Source organism: Actinomadura decatromicini (assembly GCF_008121305.1).
Classification (GTDB): domain Bacteria; phylum Actinomycetota; class Actinomycetes; order Streptosporangiales; family Streptosporangiaceae; genus Spirillospora; species Spirillospora syzygii.
This window is the reverse complement of record NZ_VSRQ01000006.1, coordinates 27541-43388: the sequence shown is the minus strand read 5'-3', so window position 1 is coordinate 43388 and position 15848 is coordinate 27541. Positions and strand designations below refer to the sequence as shown.

Sequence of the window (15848 nt, the reverse complement as noted above, 5' to 3'; positions counted from 1 at the left end):
TCACCTCCTTTCGGGCTGGATAGAGGTGGCCGCCGTGGGGGTTCCCACGGGGAGCTCGGTGTCCGCGCCGGGCTCGGCCCGCGCGGGGGCCTCGGACGCCGTCCGGAAGAACGGCAGGCCGGGGGGAGGCTCGTGCGGCGCCGTGCCGCGCAGGGCCGTGCCGAGCGCGAGCAGCACCCCGGCCGTGCCCGTCGCGAGGTCCATGGAGAGCCGGTACATGTGCTCGCCCGGCATCCCGAGGCCGCCGCCGTACGGGAGCGCGTGCCACGCCAGGTCGCGGACGTGGCCCGCCACCCTGGGGTCGTCGCGGTCGTGCCGGGCGAGGTAGAGGAGCATCCCGGCGCGCCCGCCGAACAGGCTCGGCTGCGCGTAGTACCGGGACATCGCCGCGGTCCGGACCTTCTCGCGGGCCAGCTCGAACTCCTCGTCCGCGCGGTGCCAGAGGTACTCGTCCAGGACGAGGCCGATCCCGACGCTGCCGCGGGCCAGGTAGGGCAGCACCCGGCTGCCCTGGTCGACGTGCAGCGCGCCGTTGTGGTCGGTGACGCAGCTCGCGAGGTCGCGGCGCAGCGCGGCGGCGGCGAGGTCGAGCAGGACGGCGTTGCCGGTCCGCTCGTACAGCCGGACGAACATCAGCGCCGCTCCGGCGCCGCCGTGCATCAGGCCGGGACGCGGGGTCGGTCCGTCCACCGCGCGGTTCGCCACGATCGTGGCGGCGCGGCCCGCGGCCTCGCGCAGCTCCGCCTTGCCGGTCACGGCGGCGAGGTCGTCCAGGGCGAGGGCGATGCCGGGCAGCCCGCCGTACAGGTCGTCGCCGAGGCGTTCCCACCGCTCGTTCAGGACGTGCGCGGCGGCGGCGAGCGCGTCGTCGCCGCGGCCGAGCCTGGCGAGCACGTAGGCCGCGCCCATGAGCCCGTCGTACAGGCCGATCCCGGTGCCGCGCCGGGGGTCGGCGGCGCGGGCGGCGAGCCAGTCCTCATGCGCGGGGAAGCGTCCAGCGCCGGTCACGTCGAGGGCGTACAGGACGCCCGCGGCGCCGTGCGCGAGCCCGAGGGACGCGCCGTTGAACTGCTCGACGTCGCCGGGGAACAGCCGGTCGGCGCGCTCCGGGGTGGCGCTCGCGAGGATCGCGCGGGACAGCTCGTCCCTGGCGCGGGTCCAGCCGGGCGGGTCGGGGTCGAACGCGGGCGCGGGCATCGCCGGCGCGCCTCGCGCGATCACCTCGACGGCCTCGTCCAGGAACTCGCGGGGGACGGGGAAGTTCGCGGCGACGAGGTCGGCGAGCTGCCGCGCCTTGCCGCGGTCGATGACGAACAGCGTGGTCAGCGGGACGAACAGGGCGATCCGCAGACAGGCGAGGCTGTACTCGTCGACCTCGGCGCCGCGCCGGTCGGGCGGGGCGAGGAACGCCGGGTTCGCGAGCGTCTGCCGGCCCCCGGCGGACGCCGGCGCCGCCGTCTCGAAGTCGATCAGCGCGGCGGTGTCGTCCGGGCGGACCATGATGTTGAACATGTGCAGGTCGTTGAACACGACGCCGCGCTCGTGGATGGCGGCGACGACCCGCTCGACGCCCGCGTGAACCCGCAGCGCCCATTCGGTGTATTCCGCCGCTTTCTGGGGATCAGGGTCCGGATCGAGCATCGGATGGCGCTCGGCGAAGAACGTGTTGAGCGTGCGCCCCTCGATGAACTCCTGGACGAGGAAACTGTGCTCGCCGAGCGTGAACCAGTCGAGCGCGGCCGGGACTCCGTCGATTCCGTCGAGCTTTCGCAGAACGTCGCGTTCGCGCTCGATGCGCTTTACCGCGTCCGCTCCGTCCGCGGCGAGGCCGGCGAAGGGGCGGCCCTCTTTAAGGACGACCTTCCGGCCCGTCCTCGTGTCGGTCGCCTGGTAAACGCCGCCGCCGTTGGAGAAATGGAGCGCCTTCTCGATACGGTACGGAAGGTCCGTCGTGGTCGTCGCCCCGCGCGCTTTGAAATGCGGTTCGAGGCAGTCCGGAAGAGTCACCCATTCGGGGACGGTGAAGACCGGCTCGCGGCGGTCCGGGACCAGTTCGCCGTCGCCGTTCGCCAGCGCGGCGACGAGCTTGCCCTGCTCGTCCAGACATCGCCGCTCCGCGAACCCGCCGTACCGCACGTGCAGCGGGCCGTCGCCGATCCGCAGGTCACTGAGGATGTAGGGGCCGGGAAGGCCGTCCAGGCGGGCGCCGAGCTCGGCCAGCACGCGCTCCAGCTCGGCCTCGTCCGCGGGGTAGATCGTGACGAGCTTCCCGCTCGCCCCGCGCGGGGCGTACTTGGCGTTCCGCATGCGGAGCGTGCCGGGGCCGCGCAGGTGCTTGAACTCGATGCCGTTGGCGACGCAGTAGTCGAAGCTCGCGTCCAGCGCCTTCTCGGCGTTCTCGGGACAGCCGGCGATGTGCACTTTCCAGCCCTGCAAAGGGGTACGGCTCTGCGGCGGGTTGTAGACCACCCACTCGTCCCCGAAAATCCGCTCCCAGCCTTCCGGCAGATCACGTTGCGTGATTTCGAAGTCGGTTTGACGGGTGCGGGGAGGTGTGTCGTAGAACACCTTATCCGCGAGGCAGTAAAGCTCGTACCCCTTGTCCACGGTCCTTTTCCCTTCCGTGTGCGCCGTTGTCGGCGCCGCACGAGGAAAAGATTCGCAGGAAAGGACGAAATGGGCTAGTCCCGGAAATAACGAATGGCTCGTGAAGATCTAATGGCTCCTGCCGTGCACTGATCACACACCGGGTACGCTCCGTGACCCTGGCGGCCTCCGCCCCAGCTAGAGGCCCATCTCGTCGAGCAGTGGAACGAGCCGCTCCTCCTCACGGTCCAGGTGTCCGAGCAGCGCGGCGGTCAGCCGGTCGACCTCGTCGAGCAGTGCGGCGGGGTCGCCGCCGTCGAGGACGCGGCGCAGCTCGTCCAGGAGTTCCGCGATGGCGGCGTGGTCGTCCCGCAGCCCGTCCAGTGCCGGGCCCAGACCGGGACGGCGGCCCTCCAGGGACGGGAACATGAGCTGGTCCTCGCCCGCGTGGTGGTGGCCGAGGCCCTGGCACAGGGTGAGGCAGTTGACCCGGAGCTGCGCGCCCACGCCTGCGCCGGCGCCCGTGGCGCCCGCGCCCGTCGCGGCCACCTCGCGGCGGATCAGCTCCAGCTCCCGCCGGAACGCGTCGTGCACCGCGACGAGCATCGCGCTCGGCGACGCGGGCCCGCCGGGCGGGCCCGCGGCGGCCTGGACCAGCGCGACGACGGGGAGCCGCCGTCCCGCCGCGGCCTCGTGGCGGGCCCACCCCGGGTCGGCCCCGGCGGCGCGGGCGAAGGCGCGGTCGCGTTCGGCGCCGGTCAGCACGACGGCGTCCGCCTCGTACGTGAACGCGTCGCTCTCGACCGTGACGCGCGGGTTGGCGACCAGATTGCGGAACCAGTCCGGGTGCTTCGGCGAGCCCCCGGCGGACGCGATGACGAGGACGCGCCCGACGCCGTCCGGCAGGTAGCCGAGCGGAGTGGTGTGCGGGGCGCCCGACCGCGCGCCGACGGTGGTCAGCAGGAGCAGCCGCCCGCCCTCGAACGGGCCGCCGACCCGCCCGCCGCCGGCGCGGAACTCCTCGATGATCTTCGCGTTGAAATCCATGTTTCTCCAATGGCTGTTTTCGGGCATGGCGAAACGACCGCGAAAAGGGCATGCGGCGACCGCCTGAGAAAGGTGGTGTGAAGGCGCGCGAAAGGCGGCGGTCATGCCGATGACGTCGCACGACGCGCGTAAAGGAGGTGCGGGAGAAAGAAGAGGGGACGGAGCGGAGAAGGGCGGGGCTCGCGCCCGCCTCGGGCTCACGTAGCGGCCGGGTGCCTCACTCGCTCTTGGCCCATGGCCGACCCGGCAGTCACGAAATAAAGGATATATGCGCCGCTGATTCGCCGCAAGATCGTCAGAGGCCGGCGCGGTGCGCGACGGCCGCCGCCTGGGTGCGGCTCGTCACGTCCAACTTCGCGAGGATGTTGGAGACGTGGACGCTCGCCGTCTTCGGGGAGATGAACAGCTTCGCCGCGATCTCCCGGTTGCCGAGGCCCTCCGCGACCAGCTTCAGCACCTCGCGCTCGCGCCCGGTCAGGGCCGCCAGCGGCCCGGACCCGGCGGGCTCGCGCGCGCGTTCCGGGCCGAGCCGCGCCCGCGTCCCGAGGTCGCGTAGCGCGCCGAGCAGCGGCTCCGCGCCGAGCCGCGTCGCGCTCCGCAGGGCGCGCCGCCACTCGACGGCGGCCGCGTCGCGGTCGCCCCGCTCGGCGAGCGCCTCGGCGAGCCGCCACCGCGACCGCGCCACCTCGTACACGAAGCCGCCGTCCGGGTCGCCGTAGGTGAACCGCTCGGTGGCCTCGCGCCACAGGTCGACGTCGTGGACGCCGTCGACCCGGCGCCGCTCCGCCTCGGCCCGCGCCAGCCACGCCTGCCCCTCCAGCCCGACCCAGGCGCGCGGCAGTCCCGCCTCGGTGAACGCGACCGCGCGCCGCGCCAGCCGGAGCAGCTCGTCCCCGGCCGCGGCGGCCCGCCGCGCCGCCGCGTCGTCGCCCGCGGCGCGGGCGCGGGCGGCGAGCTCGGCGTGCGCCCACAGCCCGGTCGCGGCGATCCGGATGACGCCGACGTCCGGGCCGGTCATCGCCCCGACGACATGCCCGACGTGCTCGATCGCCGTCTCCGGGTCGCCGCGCCACAGGGCCTGCTCGGCGGCGAGGCCCCGCGCGATGTAGGTGACGAGGAGGTCCTCGTGCCACAGCGGGGTGATCCAGCGCAGCCGCTCGTCCGCGCCGGGCTCGCCCTTCGCGACCTCGACGAACAGCGCGTACGCCGACACCTGCGCCTCGTAGGGCCGGACGACCTGCACCGCGAACTCGTCGGCGAGCCGGTCCGCCTCCGCCCAGTCGCCGGTCGTGTAGTGGATCAGGTAGCGCAGGCACCGCATGACGATGCCGTACGCGCTCCAGCCGAGCCCGTTGTCCAGCGCGAACCGCACGCCCTCGTCGGCGGCGCGGGCCGCGCCCGCGAGGTCGCCGCGGTCGAACTTCGTCCGGGCGTGGTGGAACCGGGCGCGCATCGCCGCGTCCGGGCTGTCCCCGGCCGCGTCGGCGAGGTCGCGGGCCCGCGCGAACACCTCCGCCACGTCCGAGTCGGCCTCCCGCGACTCCCGGTACAGCCCGAGCGTGACGAGCAGCCCCGCCTCCGCGCCCGGCGCCCGCGCCGCGCGGGCCTCGGCGGCGGCCCGCTCGGCGAACTCCGGCAGCTCCCCGCCCGGGTCGAGGTAGAGCAGCGACCGGGCGTAGGTGGCGAGGGCCCAGGCGCGCTCGCGGGTGGGCGGGTCGGGGTCGAGCATCGTCACCGCCTCCCGCGCGGTGTCCCGGGCCACCTTCAGCTCGTCGATCTCGCCGAGGTACGTCGCGAGGTGCTCGCGGATCGCCGAGCGGAGCGCCCGGTCCTCCGGGACGGCGGCGTCGGCCACCTCCATCAGCCGGCGCAGCCGGTGCACGGCGCGGCGCGGCCGCCCCGCACGTGCTGATTCCTGCGCGGCGGTCAGCGACAGCCGGAACCGGTCGGTGCCCGCGGCCTCCGCCGCGTCCGGGACGGCGTCCCACAGCTCCAGCGCCCGCTCGTAGTGCTCGAGGGCCTCCGCGGGCGCGCCGAGCCGCGCCGCCTCCCGGCCCGCCCGGACGGACGCGGCGAACGCCGCCGGCAGGTCGTGCGCGGCGAGGCTGTGGTGCGCGAGCTCGGCGGCGGAGCCGCGCGTCCCGGCGGGCAGCTCGGCGAGCCGGCGGGCGAAGTCGGCGTGCAGCCGGGTCCGCTCGCCGGGCAGCAGGTCGGCGTAGACGGCCTCGCGCAGCAGCGCGTGCCGGAAGGTGTAGCCCGTCCCGGACGGGACGAGCAGCTGGTGCGACACGACCTCGCGCAGCGCCTCGCCGACCGCGGCCTCGTCCAGCCCGGACACGCGGCGGACCAGCTCGTCGTCGACGCGGCGCCCGGCGACCGCCGCGACCCGCACCACCCGCTGCCCGGCGTCCGACAGCCGCTCGACGCGGGACAGCAGCAGGTCGGCGAGCCCGGACGGCAGCTCCGTCGGCCCGTCCTCGGCGGGGGACTCGAGCCCGGCCGAGTACAGCTCGCCCGCGTAGAACGGGTTGCCCTCCGAGCGGACGTGGACGCGCTCGACGATGTCCGCCGTCACGGGCGCGGACCCGCGCGACAGCTCCGCCAGGTACTCGGCGGTCTCGCCGGGCCCGAACGGGCTGACCTCGACCCCGGTCACGTTCGGCAGCCGCAGCAGCTCCGCCACGACCGGCCGCAGCGGATGCCGCCGGTGCAGGTCGTCCGACCGGTAGGTGCCGACCACGCAGACCCGCTCGCGCTGCAGGACGCGGCACAGGAACGTCAGCAGGTGCCGGGTCGAACGGTCGGCCCAGTGAAGATCCTCAAGGATGAGCAGGACGGGCCGCTCCCGCCCCAGCTCCCCGAGGAGCCCGAGCACGGCCCCGAACAGCTGCTGCTGGCCGAGCTCGGCCACCGAGCCGGGGTCGCCGCCGCTGTCCGGCAGCAGGCGGCCGAGGATCGGGCGGGCGTCGAGCGCGGTCCGGACGGCGTCGGCCCCCGCCCCGCCCGCGTGCGCGGCCGTCCAGAGCGCGTCCGCGAGCGGCAGGTACGGCATGCTCTCGCCCAGCTCGGCGCACTGCCCGACGAGGACGGCGCCGCCCCGGGCGCGGGCCTCGCGGCACAGCGCGGACACGAGGTGGGTCTTGCCGACGCCGGCGTCCCCGCTGACCAGCACGGCCCCGGCGCCGCCCGCGGCGGCCCGGTCCAGCGCGGCGGTCAGCTCCGCGAGCTCGGCCGTCCTGCCGATCAGCACCAGGGGTCCCTTCCGGTCATCTCCGAAAGTATCCCACCTGGGCGGACATGCCCGGCACGTGGAACGTGCGCGGGCCCCGGATCCGGGGATGGGGGAGGGATCCGGGGCCCGCGGGCTGGGGTCGACTGTGCTCAGATCGGTCGTGCTCGGGTCGGTCGTGCTCGGGTCGGTCGTGCTCAGCCGACGAGCGCCGGGGTGCGGTCGGTCTCGGTCTCGGCCTCGTCCTCGACGACCGGCTCCGGCTCGGGCTCCTCGTACGGCAGGACGCGCTCGTACGCGCGGAGCGTCTCGGCGGCGACCCGCTCCAGCGAGTACCGGGAGCGGGCGCGGTCGGCGGCGGCGATCGAGTAGCCGTGCAGCGTCGTCTCCTCGGCGAGCAGCTGCCGGATCGCGCGGCCGATCACGACCGGCCGCCCGGCCGGGACGTGCAGGCCGGTGATGTGGTCGAGCACCTCGTCGGTGTTGCCGCCCGCGGCGGCCGCGACGACGGGCACGCCGCACGCCATGGCCTCCAGCGGGGTCGCCGGGCACGGCTGGTGCGGGGTGAGGCAGAGCGCGAGGCTCGCCGTCCGCAGCAGCTTCGGCAGCGACTTGCGCGGCAGCCGGCCGAGGAAGATCACCCGGTCGTTGACGTGCAGTTCCTTCGCGAGCAGGATCAGCCGGTGCACGACCGGGTCGGCTTCGAGGTCCTCGCGGGCCGGGCCGCCGGCGACGGCCAGCTCGGCGTTCGGGACGTGCACGAGCGCGCGCAGCGCCGTGTCGACGCCGCCGGTCGCGAGGTCGTCGCAGACCAGCACGAGCCGCCGCCGGTCGCCGCGCGGCATCGCCGGTCCGGCCTGGGCGAACTGGTCGCCGTCCACGCCGTAGGGGACGACGGCCACGCTCGGCCGCGGCACGCCCATCCGGACGAGCGCCCCGGCCTCCTCGGCGTGCCCGGCGATGACGAGGTCGGCGTCCCGCCCGATGGCCTTCTCCAGGCGGTCGCGGTGCGGGTGGACGCGGCGTCCGGCGCGCCGCTCGGCGACGGCGACGCCGTGGTAGCTCTGCGCGAACGGGATGCCCAGCTCGCGGGCGACGGCGCAGGCGGCGAGCCCGCCGATCCAGCCGTGCGCGTGGACGATGTCGGGGCGCCCCGACCCGGACCAGCGGCGCCGCAGCCCGTCCGCGAAGTCGCGGACGTGCTCCAGCAGCTCGTCGTCGGTGAGGGGGCGGGCGGGGCCGGCGTCGAGGTTGACCAGCGCCGCGCCGGGCGCGAGCCGGACTCGGCCGCGGGCGTCGGCGGACTGGCGCCGGGAGTACACGGTCACCTGGTTCGGCTTTCCGTCGGCGGTGAGCGGACGGGTGAGCGAACGGGCCAGATCCCGGACGTGGAATGCCTGCAGGTGTTCGCCGTCGAGGTCGGAGGCGGACACAAGGGCGATGTTAAGCGAGCGGCGCATGACGGATCCTCCGGGACAACACAGGGGAAGCACGGAGGTATCTGCGTCGTAGACACCTGCTCGGCCAGTTTCATATCCGGTGGCGCCTTCCGTCAAACCTCGCGAATCGGATCTCCGTCCCCCGCGTCCCACCGGACCGGCGTCCCAGCAGGGGTGATACTGGTTCTGATGGACGCCGAAAGAGTCTGGTACGTCGCGTACGGATCGAACCTCTACCGAAGGAGGTTCCGCTGCTACCTGTCCGGGGGACGGCCGGAGGGCGGGGCCCGGCACTACACCGGCTGCCGCGATCCGCGCCCCGCCCTGGACGAGCGGCCGGTGACGGTTCCCGGCGGGATCTACTTCGGGTACACGTCCCTGGTCTGGGGCGGCGGGATGGCGTTCTACGACCCGGCCCTGCCCGGACGCGCCGCCGCCCGCGCCTACCTGCTGACCCGCCGCCAGTTCTGCGACGTCCTGTCCCAGGAGATGCGCCGCGACGTCGGGACCGACCACGACCTGTCGGAGGCGGTCGAGCAGGGGCGGCAGCGGCTCGGGCCGGGACGGTACGAGACCGTCCTGCGGGTGGGGGAGCGCGGCGGGCACCCGATGCTGACGTTCACCGCGCCCGCCCCGATCGCGCCGAACGCGCCGACCGCCCCGTACCTGACGATGCTCGGCAACGGGCTGCGGGAGGCGCACGGCTGGTCCGCCGGGCGCGCCGCCGCCTACCTGGCCGGACGCCCCGGCGCCGCGGGCGCTTGGACGGCCCCGGACGTCGCCGCCCTGCTCAGCCCGCCGGACCGGGGACGACCGGGAGGTTGACCGTCGACGGGTGCGCCGGGTCGTGCAGGATCTCCTGGTCCGCGGTCACCATCTCGGTGGCGGTGCCGATCGGCGCGCCGGTGCCCGGGTTGCGCGCCACCCGCGGGTAGGCGCCGCTCGCGACCTGGACGCGGACCCGGTGCCCCCGCCGGAACCGGTGCCCGGCGGGCCACAGCTCGATCGCGACGTGCCGGACGCCGTCCTCGCCCGGCTCCGGGGTGCCGGGGACGAGCCGCCGCATCCCCTCGCACAGGTTCAGCGACTCGCCCTCCGGCGTGACGTCGCACAGCCGGACGACGAAGTCGGTGTGCTCCCGGTTCGACCGGACGTACAGGTCGGCGGTGACCGGGCCGATGATCTCCAGGTCGTCGTCGAGGACGTCGGAGGTGTAGGTCAGCACGTCCCGCCGCCGCTCCAGCCGCCGCTGGTCCGTGGACGGGTGCGTCTCGCCGAGCAGCGTCGGCCCGCCGAGGAACGGGGTCGGATGCTCCGGGTCGTAGCGGTAGGCGTCCGGCTCGGACTCGGGCGGCGCGGCGGGGGAGAGGGCCCCGCCGGGCTGGAGATGCCAGCGCTCCTCCCGCATCCCGGGGACGGGCCAGTCGGGGAACTCGCGCCACTCGTCCGCGCCGGTGATGAACAGCCGCACGGCGAGCTCGCGCAGGTCGGACGGGTCGTCCTGCAGGTGCGCGCGGAACCACTTGACCGACTCGCCGACCGACCCGCGCATCATCCGCTGGTCGGCGTGGAACCACGGCCCGATCGTCAGGTACGGCCGCCGCCCGGCGGCGCGCAGGGCCGCGTAGTCCTTGATCTGCCAGGGCAGGAAGATGTCGTACCAGCCGCCGGTCATGTTCACCGGGGCCGTGACCTGCGAGACGGTCGGGCTGAAGTCGCGCTTGTCCCAGAACGGGGTGTCGGGGCCGTTGACGAGCAGTTCCTGGAAGAAGCGCTGCTGCTCGCCGGTCGCGAGCCGGTCCAGCTCGGCGAGCGGGCGGCCGGACAGCGTGGCCCGGCGGGCCCGGCGCGGCGACATCACCGCCGTCGTGATCCCGGACAGGGAGTTCTTCATCCGCGCGGTCAGGTCGACCCAGATGAGCGCCGACTCCAGCGCGAACGTCCCGCCGACGTGGACGGCGTCGCGGAACGTCGAGGCCGTGACCTGCATCGACAGGGCCCGCAGCTCGGGCCCGGCCTCCGCAGCGACCGCCCACTGGACGTAGCCGAGGTAGCTCGGGCCGTGCATCGCGAACGTTCCGCCGAACCACGGCTGTGATTTCAGCCACGCGACGGTGGCGAGGCCGTCCTCGCGCTCGTCCAGCGCCTCGAACACGCCGCCCGACCCGAAGCCGCCGCGGACGCTCTGCACGACCACCTGGAACCCGTACGACGCGAACCCCTGCCCGCACATCAGCCCGAACGGCCCGCGCCGCCCGTAGGGCGACCGCACGAGGACCGTCGGCGCCCGTTCGACGTCGGCCGGGGCGTAATGGTCGGCGAGGAGCGTGACGCCGTCGCCGGCGGGCACCTCCAGGTCTCGCTCGACCATGACCCGGTGGGGGCCGTTCCGCAGTCCCAGCGCCGTGGCCCCGAGCCGGCGCATCATTCCCACGCCTACCACTTGATCGATCGTAACCGCCCCGCCCGTCGACCCACGTCACCGGTGTCCGCGATGTGTCTCGCGGGGGCGGCGGCTTCACTACGATCGGGACGCGCAACACCGCAAACCAGGATTTCACGGACAGGCCGCGGGCCGTCCGGCGGAAGGGGAGACGCACGCGTCATGGACCACGTCCATCTGAGCTGGGAGCGCGTCGCCGTCGCGGCGATCGTGCTCGCGGCCGCCCTGCTGATCGCGATCGTGCTGCGCTGGCTGACCGCACGGCTGTTCCGCCGGGCCGGCGACACCCGCTGGACCTGGGACGACCTCCTCGCCCGGCTGATCCGCGACCTCGCGGTTCCCGTCTCGCTCATCCTCGGGGTGTGGATCGCGGCCTGGGTGCTGGAACTGCCGTCCCGCACGCTGGACGTGACCGCGAAGGTGCTCACCGCCGTGGCGATCCTCGCGGTGTCGCTGGCGTCGGCGCGGCTGCTCGCGGGCGGCGTCACCGCGTACGCGAAGGCCCGGCAGGGCGTCGCCGCCAACGTGACGATCTTCGCCAACATCTCGCGGGTGATCGTCCTCGGCATCGGCGTGCTCGTGATGCTGCAGAGCCTCGGGATCTCGATCTCGCCGCTGCTCGGCGCCCTCGGCGTCGGCGGCCTCGCCGTCGCGCTCGCCCTCCAGGACACCCTCGCCAACCTGTTCGCGGGGGTGCACGTCCTCGCGTCCAAGACGATCGAGCCGGGCGACTACATCAGGCTGTCGACGGGCCAGGAGGGCTACGTCGTCGACATCAACTGGCGCAACACCTCCATCCGGACGCTGTCGGACAACATCGAGGTCATCCCGAACCAGCGGTTCTCGGACACGATCCTGACCAACTTCCACCGTCCCGCCCAGGACATGTCGATCATGGTCTACGCGAAGGTCGCGTACGAGGTCGACCTGGACCGGGTGGAGGAACTGCTCACCGCGGTCGGGCACCAGGTCATGAAGGACGTGCAGGGCGGCGTGGAGGACGCGAGCGTCCTCGTCCGGTTCGACGACTTCAACGACGCGACGGTCGGCTTCCACGTGATCCTGCGGTCCACGGAGTTCGGCGACCAGTTCCTGATCAAGCACGAGTTCCTGAAGCGACTGCACCGGACGCTGCGCGAGGAGGGCATCGCGCCGCCCTACTGGCACCACCGCGTCGTCGTCGACGAAGTGGCCCGCAGGGACGAGGCAGCCCGCAGGGACGAGGCCGCCCGAAGGGACGAGACGGCCCGCAAGGACGGGCTCGCCCTCTGACCCTGGCCGTCCGTTAGGGGCGCAGGATCGGCAGCAGCACCTCGTCGACGACCGACTCCAGGAAGGCGTCGTCGATCGGGCCGCCCTCGGTGAGGCTGTGGTACACGACCACGGCGGGCCCGACGGCCGCGATCCGCCGGGTCGCGGCCTCCGGCCGGATCTCGCCGCGCTCGGCGGCCTGCCGCAGCGCCTCGAACGCCCGCTCCCGGACGGGCTGGGACAGCCGCTGGTGCACGACGTCGTGCATCAGCCCCTTCCCCTCCTCGGTCTCCTCCTTCAGGACCTTGAACGCGGCGTTGCGGCAGGTGACCAGCGTGTCGCGCAGCACGAGGAGGGTGGCGAGCAGGTCCTCGCGGACCTGCCCGGTGGACGGCGGGCCGGGCGGCTCCGGCAGCGCGTGCTTCAGCGCGTCGGCGATGAGCGCCTCCTTGGACGGCCACCGCCGGTAGAGCGCGGCCTTGCCGGTGCGGGCGGCGGCCGCGACGCCCTCCATGGTCAGCCGCCGGTAGCCGACCGCCTCCAGCTGCGCGAACACGGCGTCGAAGATCGCCGCCTCCAGGGCGCCGCCGCGCCGCCGGGTCGCGGGGGTCACGATGTGCTCCTCAAAATAGTGAACGCTAGCGTTCTCTTTTGCGCCGATCGGTGATACGTTCCGCACATAGTGTACTTCGCCGTTCCTTAAATGCCGTTCCGCTGATCCCGAAAGGTTCGCCGTGCCCGCACCCCACGGGCGGACGGCCCTGGCCAAGGACTCCCCTCCCGCGGCCGCGCCGTCCTCCCATCATCGTCCAGGCGTCGTCCTCGCCGTCCTCGTCGGCTGCCAGCTCATGATCGGGCTGGACACCTCCGTCGTCACCATCGCGCTGCCCCAGGTCCGGGACGGGCTCGGGATGACGACCGGGGGCCTCGCCTGGGTCCAGAACTCCTACATGCTCGCATTCGGCGGGCTCCTGCTCCTCGGCGGACGTGCCGGGGACGTCTTCGGCCGCCGCCGCGCGTTCACCGCCGGGGTCGCGGTGTTCACCGCCGCGTCGCTGCTCGGCGGGTTCGCGACGGCCGGCTGGTGGCTGCTCGCCGCGCGCACCGCGCAGGGCGTCGCCGCCGCCGTCGCCGCGCCGAGCGCGCTGGCCCTGATCGCCACCAGCTTCCAGGGCGCGGAGCGCGTCCGGGCGCTGAGCGTCTTCTCCGCCGTGACCGGCGCGGGCGCCGCGATCGGCATGCTCGCCGGGGGAGCGCTCACCGAGGCCGGGTCGTGGCGGTGGGTGTTCTTCGTGAACGTCCCGGCGGGCGTCGCGCTGTGGCTGGCCGCGCGCCGCGTCCTCGCCGAGACCGGGCGCCGTCCCGGCCGGTTCGACGCGGGCGGCGCCGTCACGTCCACGGCCGGGATGAGCGCGCTCGTCTACGCGCTGATCCGGGCCGGGTCGGACGGCTGGGGCGACGCCCGCGCCCTCGCCGCGTTCGGCGCGGCGGGCGTCCTGCTCGCCGCGTTCGTCGCGATCGAGTGGCGGGCGCGCGAGCCGGTCATGCCGCTCTGGCTGCTCACCGGGCGCGACCGCGCCGCGTCCTACCTGATCCAGTTGCTGGTGGTCGCGTCGATGTTCGGCGCGTTCTTCTTCCTCACCCAGTACCTCCAGCAGGCGCTCGGCTACGGGCCGCTGCGCGCGGGCGTGGCGTTCCTGCCGGTGGTCGGCCTGCAGTTCGCGACGGTCCGGCTCGTCCCGCGGATCCTGCCGCGGGTCGGCGCGCGGTGGCTCGTCGTCGCCGGGGCGCTCGCCCTCGGGCTCGCGCTGCTGTGGCTGTCCCGGCTGTCGGCCGGGGACGGGTACGCGGCCGGGCTGCTCGGCCCGTTCCTGCTGCTGGGCTTCGGCGGCGGGCTGACGATCATGCCGCTGAACGTGACGATCCTCGGCAGCGTCGGGCCGGAGCACTCGGGCGCCGCGTCCGGCGTCGCGCAGGCGATGCTCTGGACCGGCGGGTCGCTCGGGTCGGCCGCCATGGTCACCGTGTACGGGTCGGCGCACTCCGGGCACGACGTCGTGAGCGGCATGGACGCCGCCTACGCGACCGGCGCGGTCTTCGCGGCGGCGGCGGTGCTGGTCGCGCTGCTCGTGCTGCGCGTCCGGCGCTGACATCCGCGCCGGTCAGGCGGGTGGGCCGGACGGGCGGGGCGCGTAGTCGTCCACGTACTCCTGGCCGGACAGCCGCTGGATCGCCTCCATGATCTCGTCGGTGACGTCCCGCGCGGCCCGGCCGCGCGGGACGCCCGCGTCCCGGCCGCGGAAGGTCAGCGGCGCGCCGATGCGCAGCCCGATCCGGCCCGGCCGCGGGACGACCCGGCCGAGCGGCTGCACCCGGTCGGTGCCCTCGATCGCCACCGGGACGACGGGCGCCCCGGTCCGCAGCGCGAGCCGCGCGACGCCCGTCCGGCCCCGGTAGAGCCGCCCGTCCGGGGAGCGGGTGCCCTCCGGGTGGATCGCGAACACGCCGCCGCGCTCCAGCACCGCCGCCGACGTGTCGAGCGCGTCGAGCGCGGCGCGCCCGCCCGACCGGTCCACCGCGATCGCGCCGACGCCGCGGAACAGCGCCGCGATCGCCCGGCCCCGCACGCCCGGCCCGGTGAAGTACTCGTGCTTGCCGAGGAAGTGCACCCGGCGCGGCACGATCAGCGGCAGGACGAACGAGTCGAGGAACGCGAGGTGGTTCGCCGCGAGGATCACCGGTCCGACCCGCGGGACGTGCGCGAGCCCGCTCACCCGGGGCAGGAACGCGACCCGCATCGCGGGCCCCATCAGGACGTGCTTCAGCAGAGGGTAGACCAGGCGCTCGGGTTCCATGTCCGAAAGCTATGTTCCGGCGTTCCGCCGCCGCCTTTCGCGCCCGATACAAGATCGCACCCGTGGACCTTGTAGGGGGCCGCACTTGCCGCCCGGCCGGGGGCCGGGATACTAGGCCGCGGAGGCGTTCCGCTGCCGGATCACCTTGCGCACCGCCGGGGCCGCGGGCCCCGACCGCGCCGTCAGCTCCGCGATCCGCCGCCGGTGCCGCCGCCGGTCCGCGCCCGGCAGGACGGTCTTCAGCTCGCCCGCCGCCGCGAGCGCCACCGCCGCCGCGTCGTAGCTGTTCACGTGCGCCACCGGGCGCCCGCGCAGCGCCGACGACGCCCCGCCCCACAGCGACTTCACGACCCGGTGGTCGCGTACGGTGACCTCGTGCCGGGGGAACAGCCCGAGCACCCGGCGGCTGCGGACCCGGACGAACCCGTCGCGGGCCAGCTCGTCGCGGACGGCGCCGACCATGGCCCGCGCGTCCTTGCGCACCCAGTGCTGCCACGACCGGGGCCGGGACGCCGCGATCTGCGCCAGCACCCCGTACGGGTCGTCGCCCGGCGTCCCCGGGACGGGCCGCCGCCGCTCCTCGCCGAGCCTGCCGTCCAGGTACAGCTCGGTCAGCGCGGCGGCGCGCAGCACGTAGCCGAGCCGCGCGCCGCCCCTGCTCATCCGCTGCCTGCGCACGTCGTAGGCCAGCAGGAACATCCGCGCCGGCAGCGTCTCCGGAACCTTGACCATCGTCAGTCCTCGCCCCCGCCGCGCGGCGGGTCATGCTCGTCGTGCTCGTCCTCGATCTGGGGTTCGGTGTCGGCCTTGCGGGGGCGGCCGCGGCCGCGCATCCGGCCCGCCGTCCCGGGCATGCGGCCCGCGTCGGCGAGCGCCCGCCGCAGCAGGAACTCGATCTGCGCGTTGGTGCTGCGCAGCTCGTCCCCGGCCCACCGGACCAGCGCGTCGTGCACCGCCGGGTCGAGCCGCAGCAGGATCTTCTTCCGCTCAGCCACGGG

At 74.5% G+C, this 15848-nt stretch carries 12 protein-coding genes; 3 read left to right on the top strand and 9 right to left on the bottom strand.

The window, feature by feature from the left end:
- The 4 genes from lanKC to FXF68_RS26560 all read right to left on the bottom strand — a co-directional run bounded on the left by lanKC (nt 1) and on the right by FXF68_RS26560 (nt 8295).
- Nucleotides 1-2607 (bottom strand): class III lanthionine synthetase LanKC, encoded by a 2607-nt coding sequence (gene lanKC / locus FXF68_RS26575; protein ID WP_148763829.1) that lies wholly within the window; start codon nt 2605-2607, stop codon nt 1-3.
- A 177-nt stretch (nt 2608-2784) separates the two neighbouring features.
- Nucleotides 2785-3633, bottom strand: coding sequence for a nitroreductase family deazaflavin-dependent oxidoreductase (locus FXF68_RS26570; RefSeq protein ID WP_148763827.1), 849 nt, complete (start codon nt 3631-3633; stop codon nt 2785-2787).
- A gap of 295 nt (nt 3634-3928) precedes the next feature.
- Nucleotides 3929-6883, bottom strand: coding sequence for a helix-turn-helix transcriptional regulator (locus FXF68_RS26565; RefSeq protein WP_246178955.1), 2955 nt, complete (start codon nt 6881-6883; stop codon nt 3929-3931).
- 176 nt (nt 6884-7059) lie between these two features.
- Nucleotides 7060-8295 carry a glycosyltransferase gene (locus FXF68_RS26560; RefSeq protein ID WP_246178954.1) on the bottom strand — a complete coding sequence of 412 codons (1236 nt, stop codon included), beginning with the start codon at nt 8293-8295 and terminating at the stop codon, nt 7060-7062.
- A 195-nt stretch (nt 8296-8490) separates the two neighbouring features.
- Between FXF68_RS26560 and FXF68_RS26555 the strand changes: the two genes are divergently transcribed.
- Nucleotides 8491-9126: a histone deacetylase gene (locus FXF68_RS26555; RefSeq protein WP_148763823.1), complete on the top strand. Its 636-nt coding sequence runs from the start codon at nt 8491-8493 to the stop codon at nt 9124-9126.
- Here FXF68_RS26555 and FXF68_RS26550 read toward each other — a convergent pair.
- The gene (locus tag FXF68_RS26550) at nt 9092-10744 is read right to left on the bottom strand and encodes a CocE/NonD family hydrolase (protein WP_342787182.1); all 1653 of its coding nucleotides are present in this window, start codon (nt 10742-10744) and stop codon (nt 9092-9094) included. The two genes, FXF68_RS26555 and FXF68_RS26550, sit on opposite strands and share 35 nt — an antisense overlap.
- A gap of 162 nt (nt 10745-10906) precedes the next feature.
- On the opposite strand from FXF68_RS26550, the gene FXF68_RS26545 reads away from it, so the two are divergent.
- Nucleotides 10907-12016 (top strand): mechanosensitive ion channel family protein, encoded by a 1110-nt coding sequence (locus FXF68_RS26545; protein WP_148763821.1) that lies wholly within the window; start codon nt 10907-10909, stop codon nt 12014-12016.
- Between the two features lie 13 nt (nt 12017-12029).
- Here FXF68_RS26545 and FXF68_RS26540 read toward each other — a convergent pair whose 3' ends face one another.
- On the bottom strand, nt 12030-12608 hold the full coding sequence (locus FXF68_RS26540) for a TetR-like C-terminal domain-containing protein (protein ID WP_222870102.1): 579 nt from the start codon (nt 12606-12608) through the stop codon (nt 12030-12032).
- A gap of 121 nt (nt 12609-12729) precedes the next feature.
- On the opposite strand from FXF68_RS26540, the gene FXF68_RS26535 reads away from it, so the two are divergent.
- Nucleotides 12730-14145 carry an MFS transporter gene (locus FXF68_RS26535; protein WP_246178953.1) on the top strand — a complete coding sequence of 472 codons (1416 nt, stop codon included), beginning with the start codon at nt 12730-12732 and terminating at the stop codon, nt 14143-14145.
- A 12-nt stretch (nt 14146-14157) separates the two neighbouring features.
- Here the strand turns inward: FXF68_RS26535 and FXF68_RS26530 are convergent, their stop codons facing one another.
- The 3 genes from FXF68_RS26530 to FXF68_RS26520 all read right to left on the bottom strand — a co-directional run bounded on the left by FXF68_RS26530 (nt 14158) and on the right by FXF68_RS26520 (nt 15845).
- The gene (locus tag FXF68_RS26530) at nt 14158-14850 is read right to left on the bottom strand and encodes a lysophospholipid acyltransferase family protein (RefSeq protein WP_148763819.1); all 693 of its coding nucleotides are present in this window, start codon (nt 14848-14850) and stop codon (nt 14158-14160) included.
- A 111-nt stretch (nt 14851-14961) separates the two neighbouring features.
- Complete coding sequence (locus FXF68_RS26525; protein ID WP_148763817.1) at nt 14962-15582, bottom strand: GOLPH3/VPS74 family protein; 621 nt, start codon at nt 15580-15582, stop codon at nt 14962-14964.
- 2 nt (nt 15583-15584) lie between these two features.
- Nucleotides 15585-15845, bottom strand: coding sequence for a type II toxin-antitoxin system antitoxin (locus FXF68_RS26520; RefSeq protein WP_148763815.1), 261 nt, complete (start codon nt 15843-15845; stop codon nt 15585-15587).
- Nucleotides 15846-15848 lie beyond the last annotated feature (3 nt).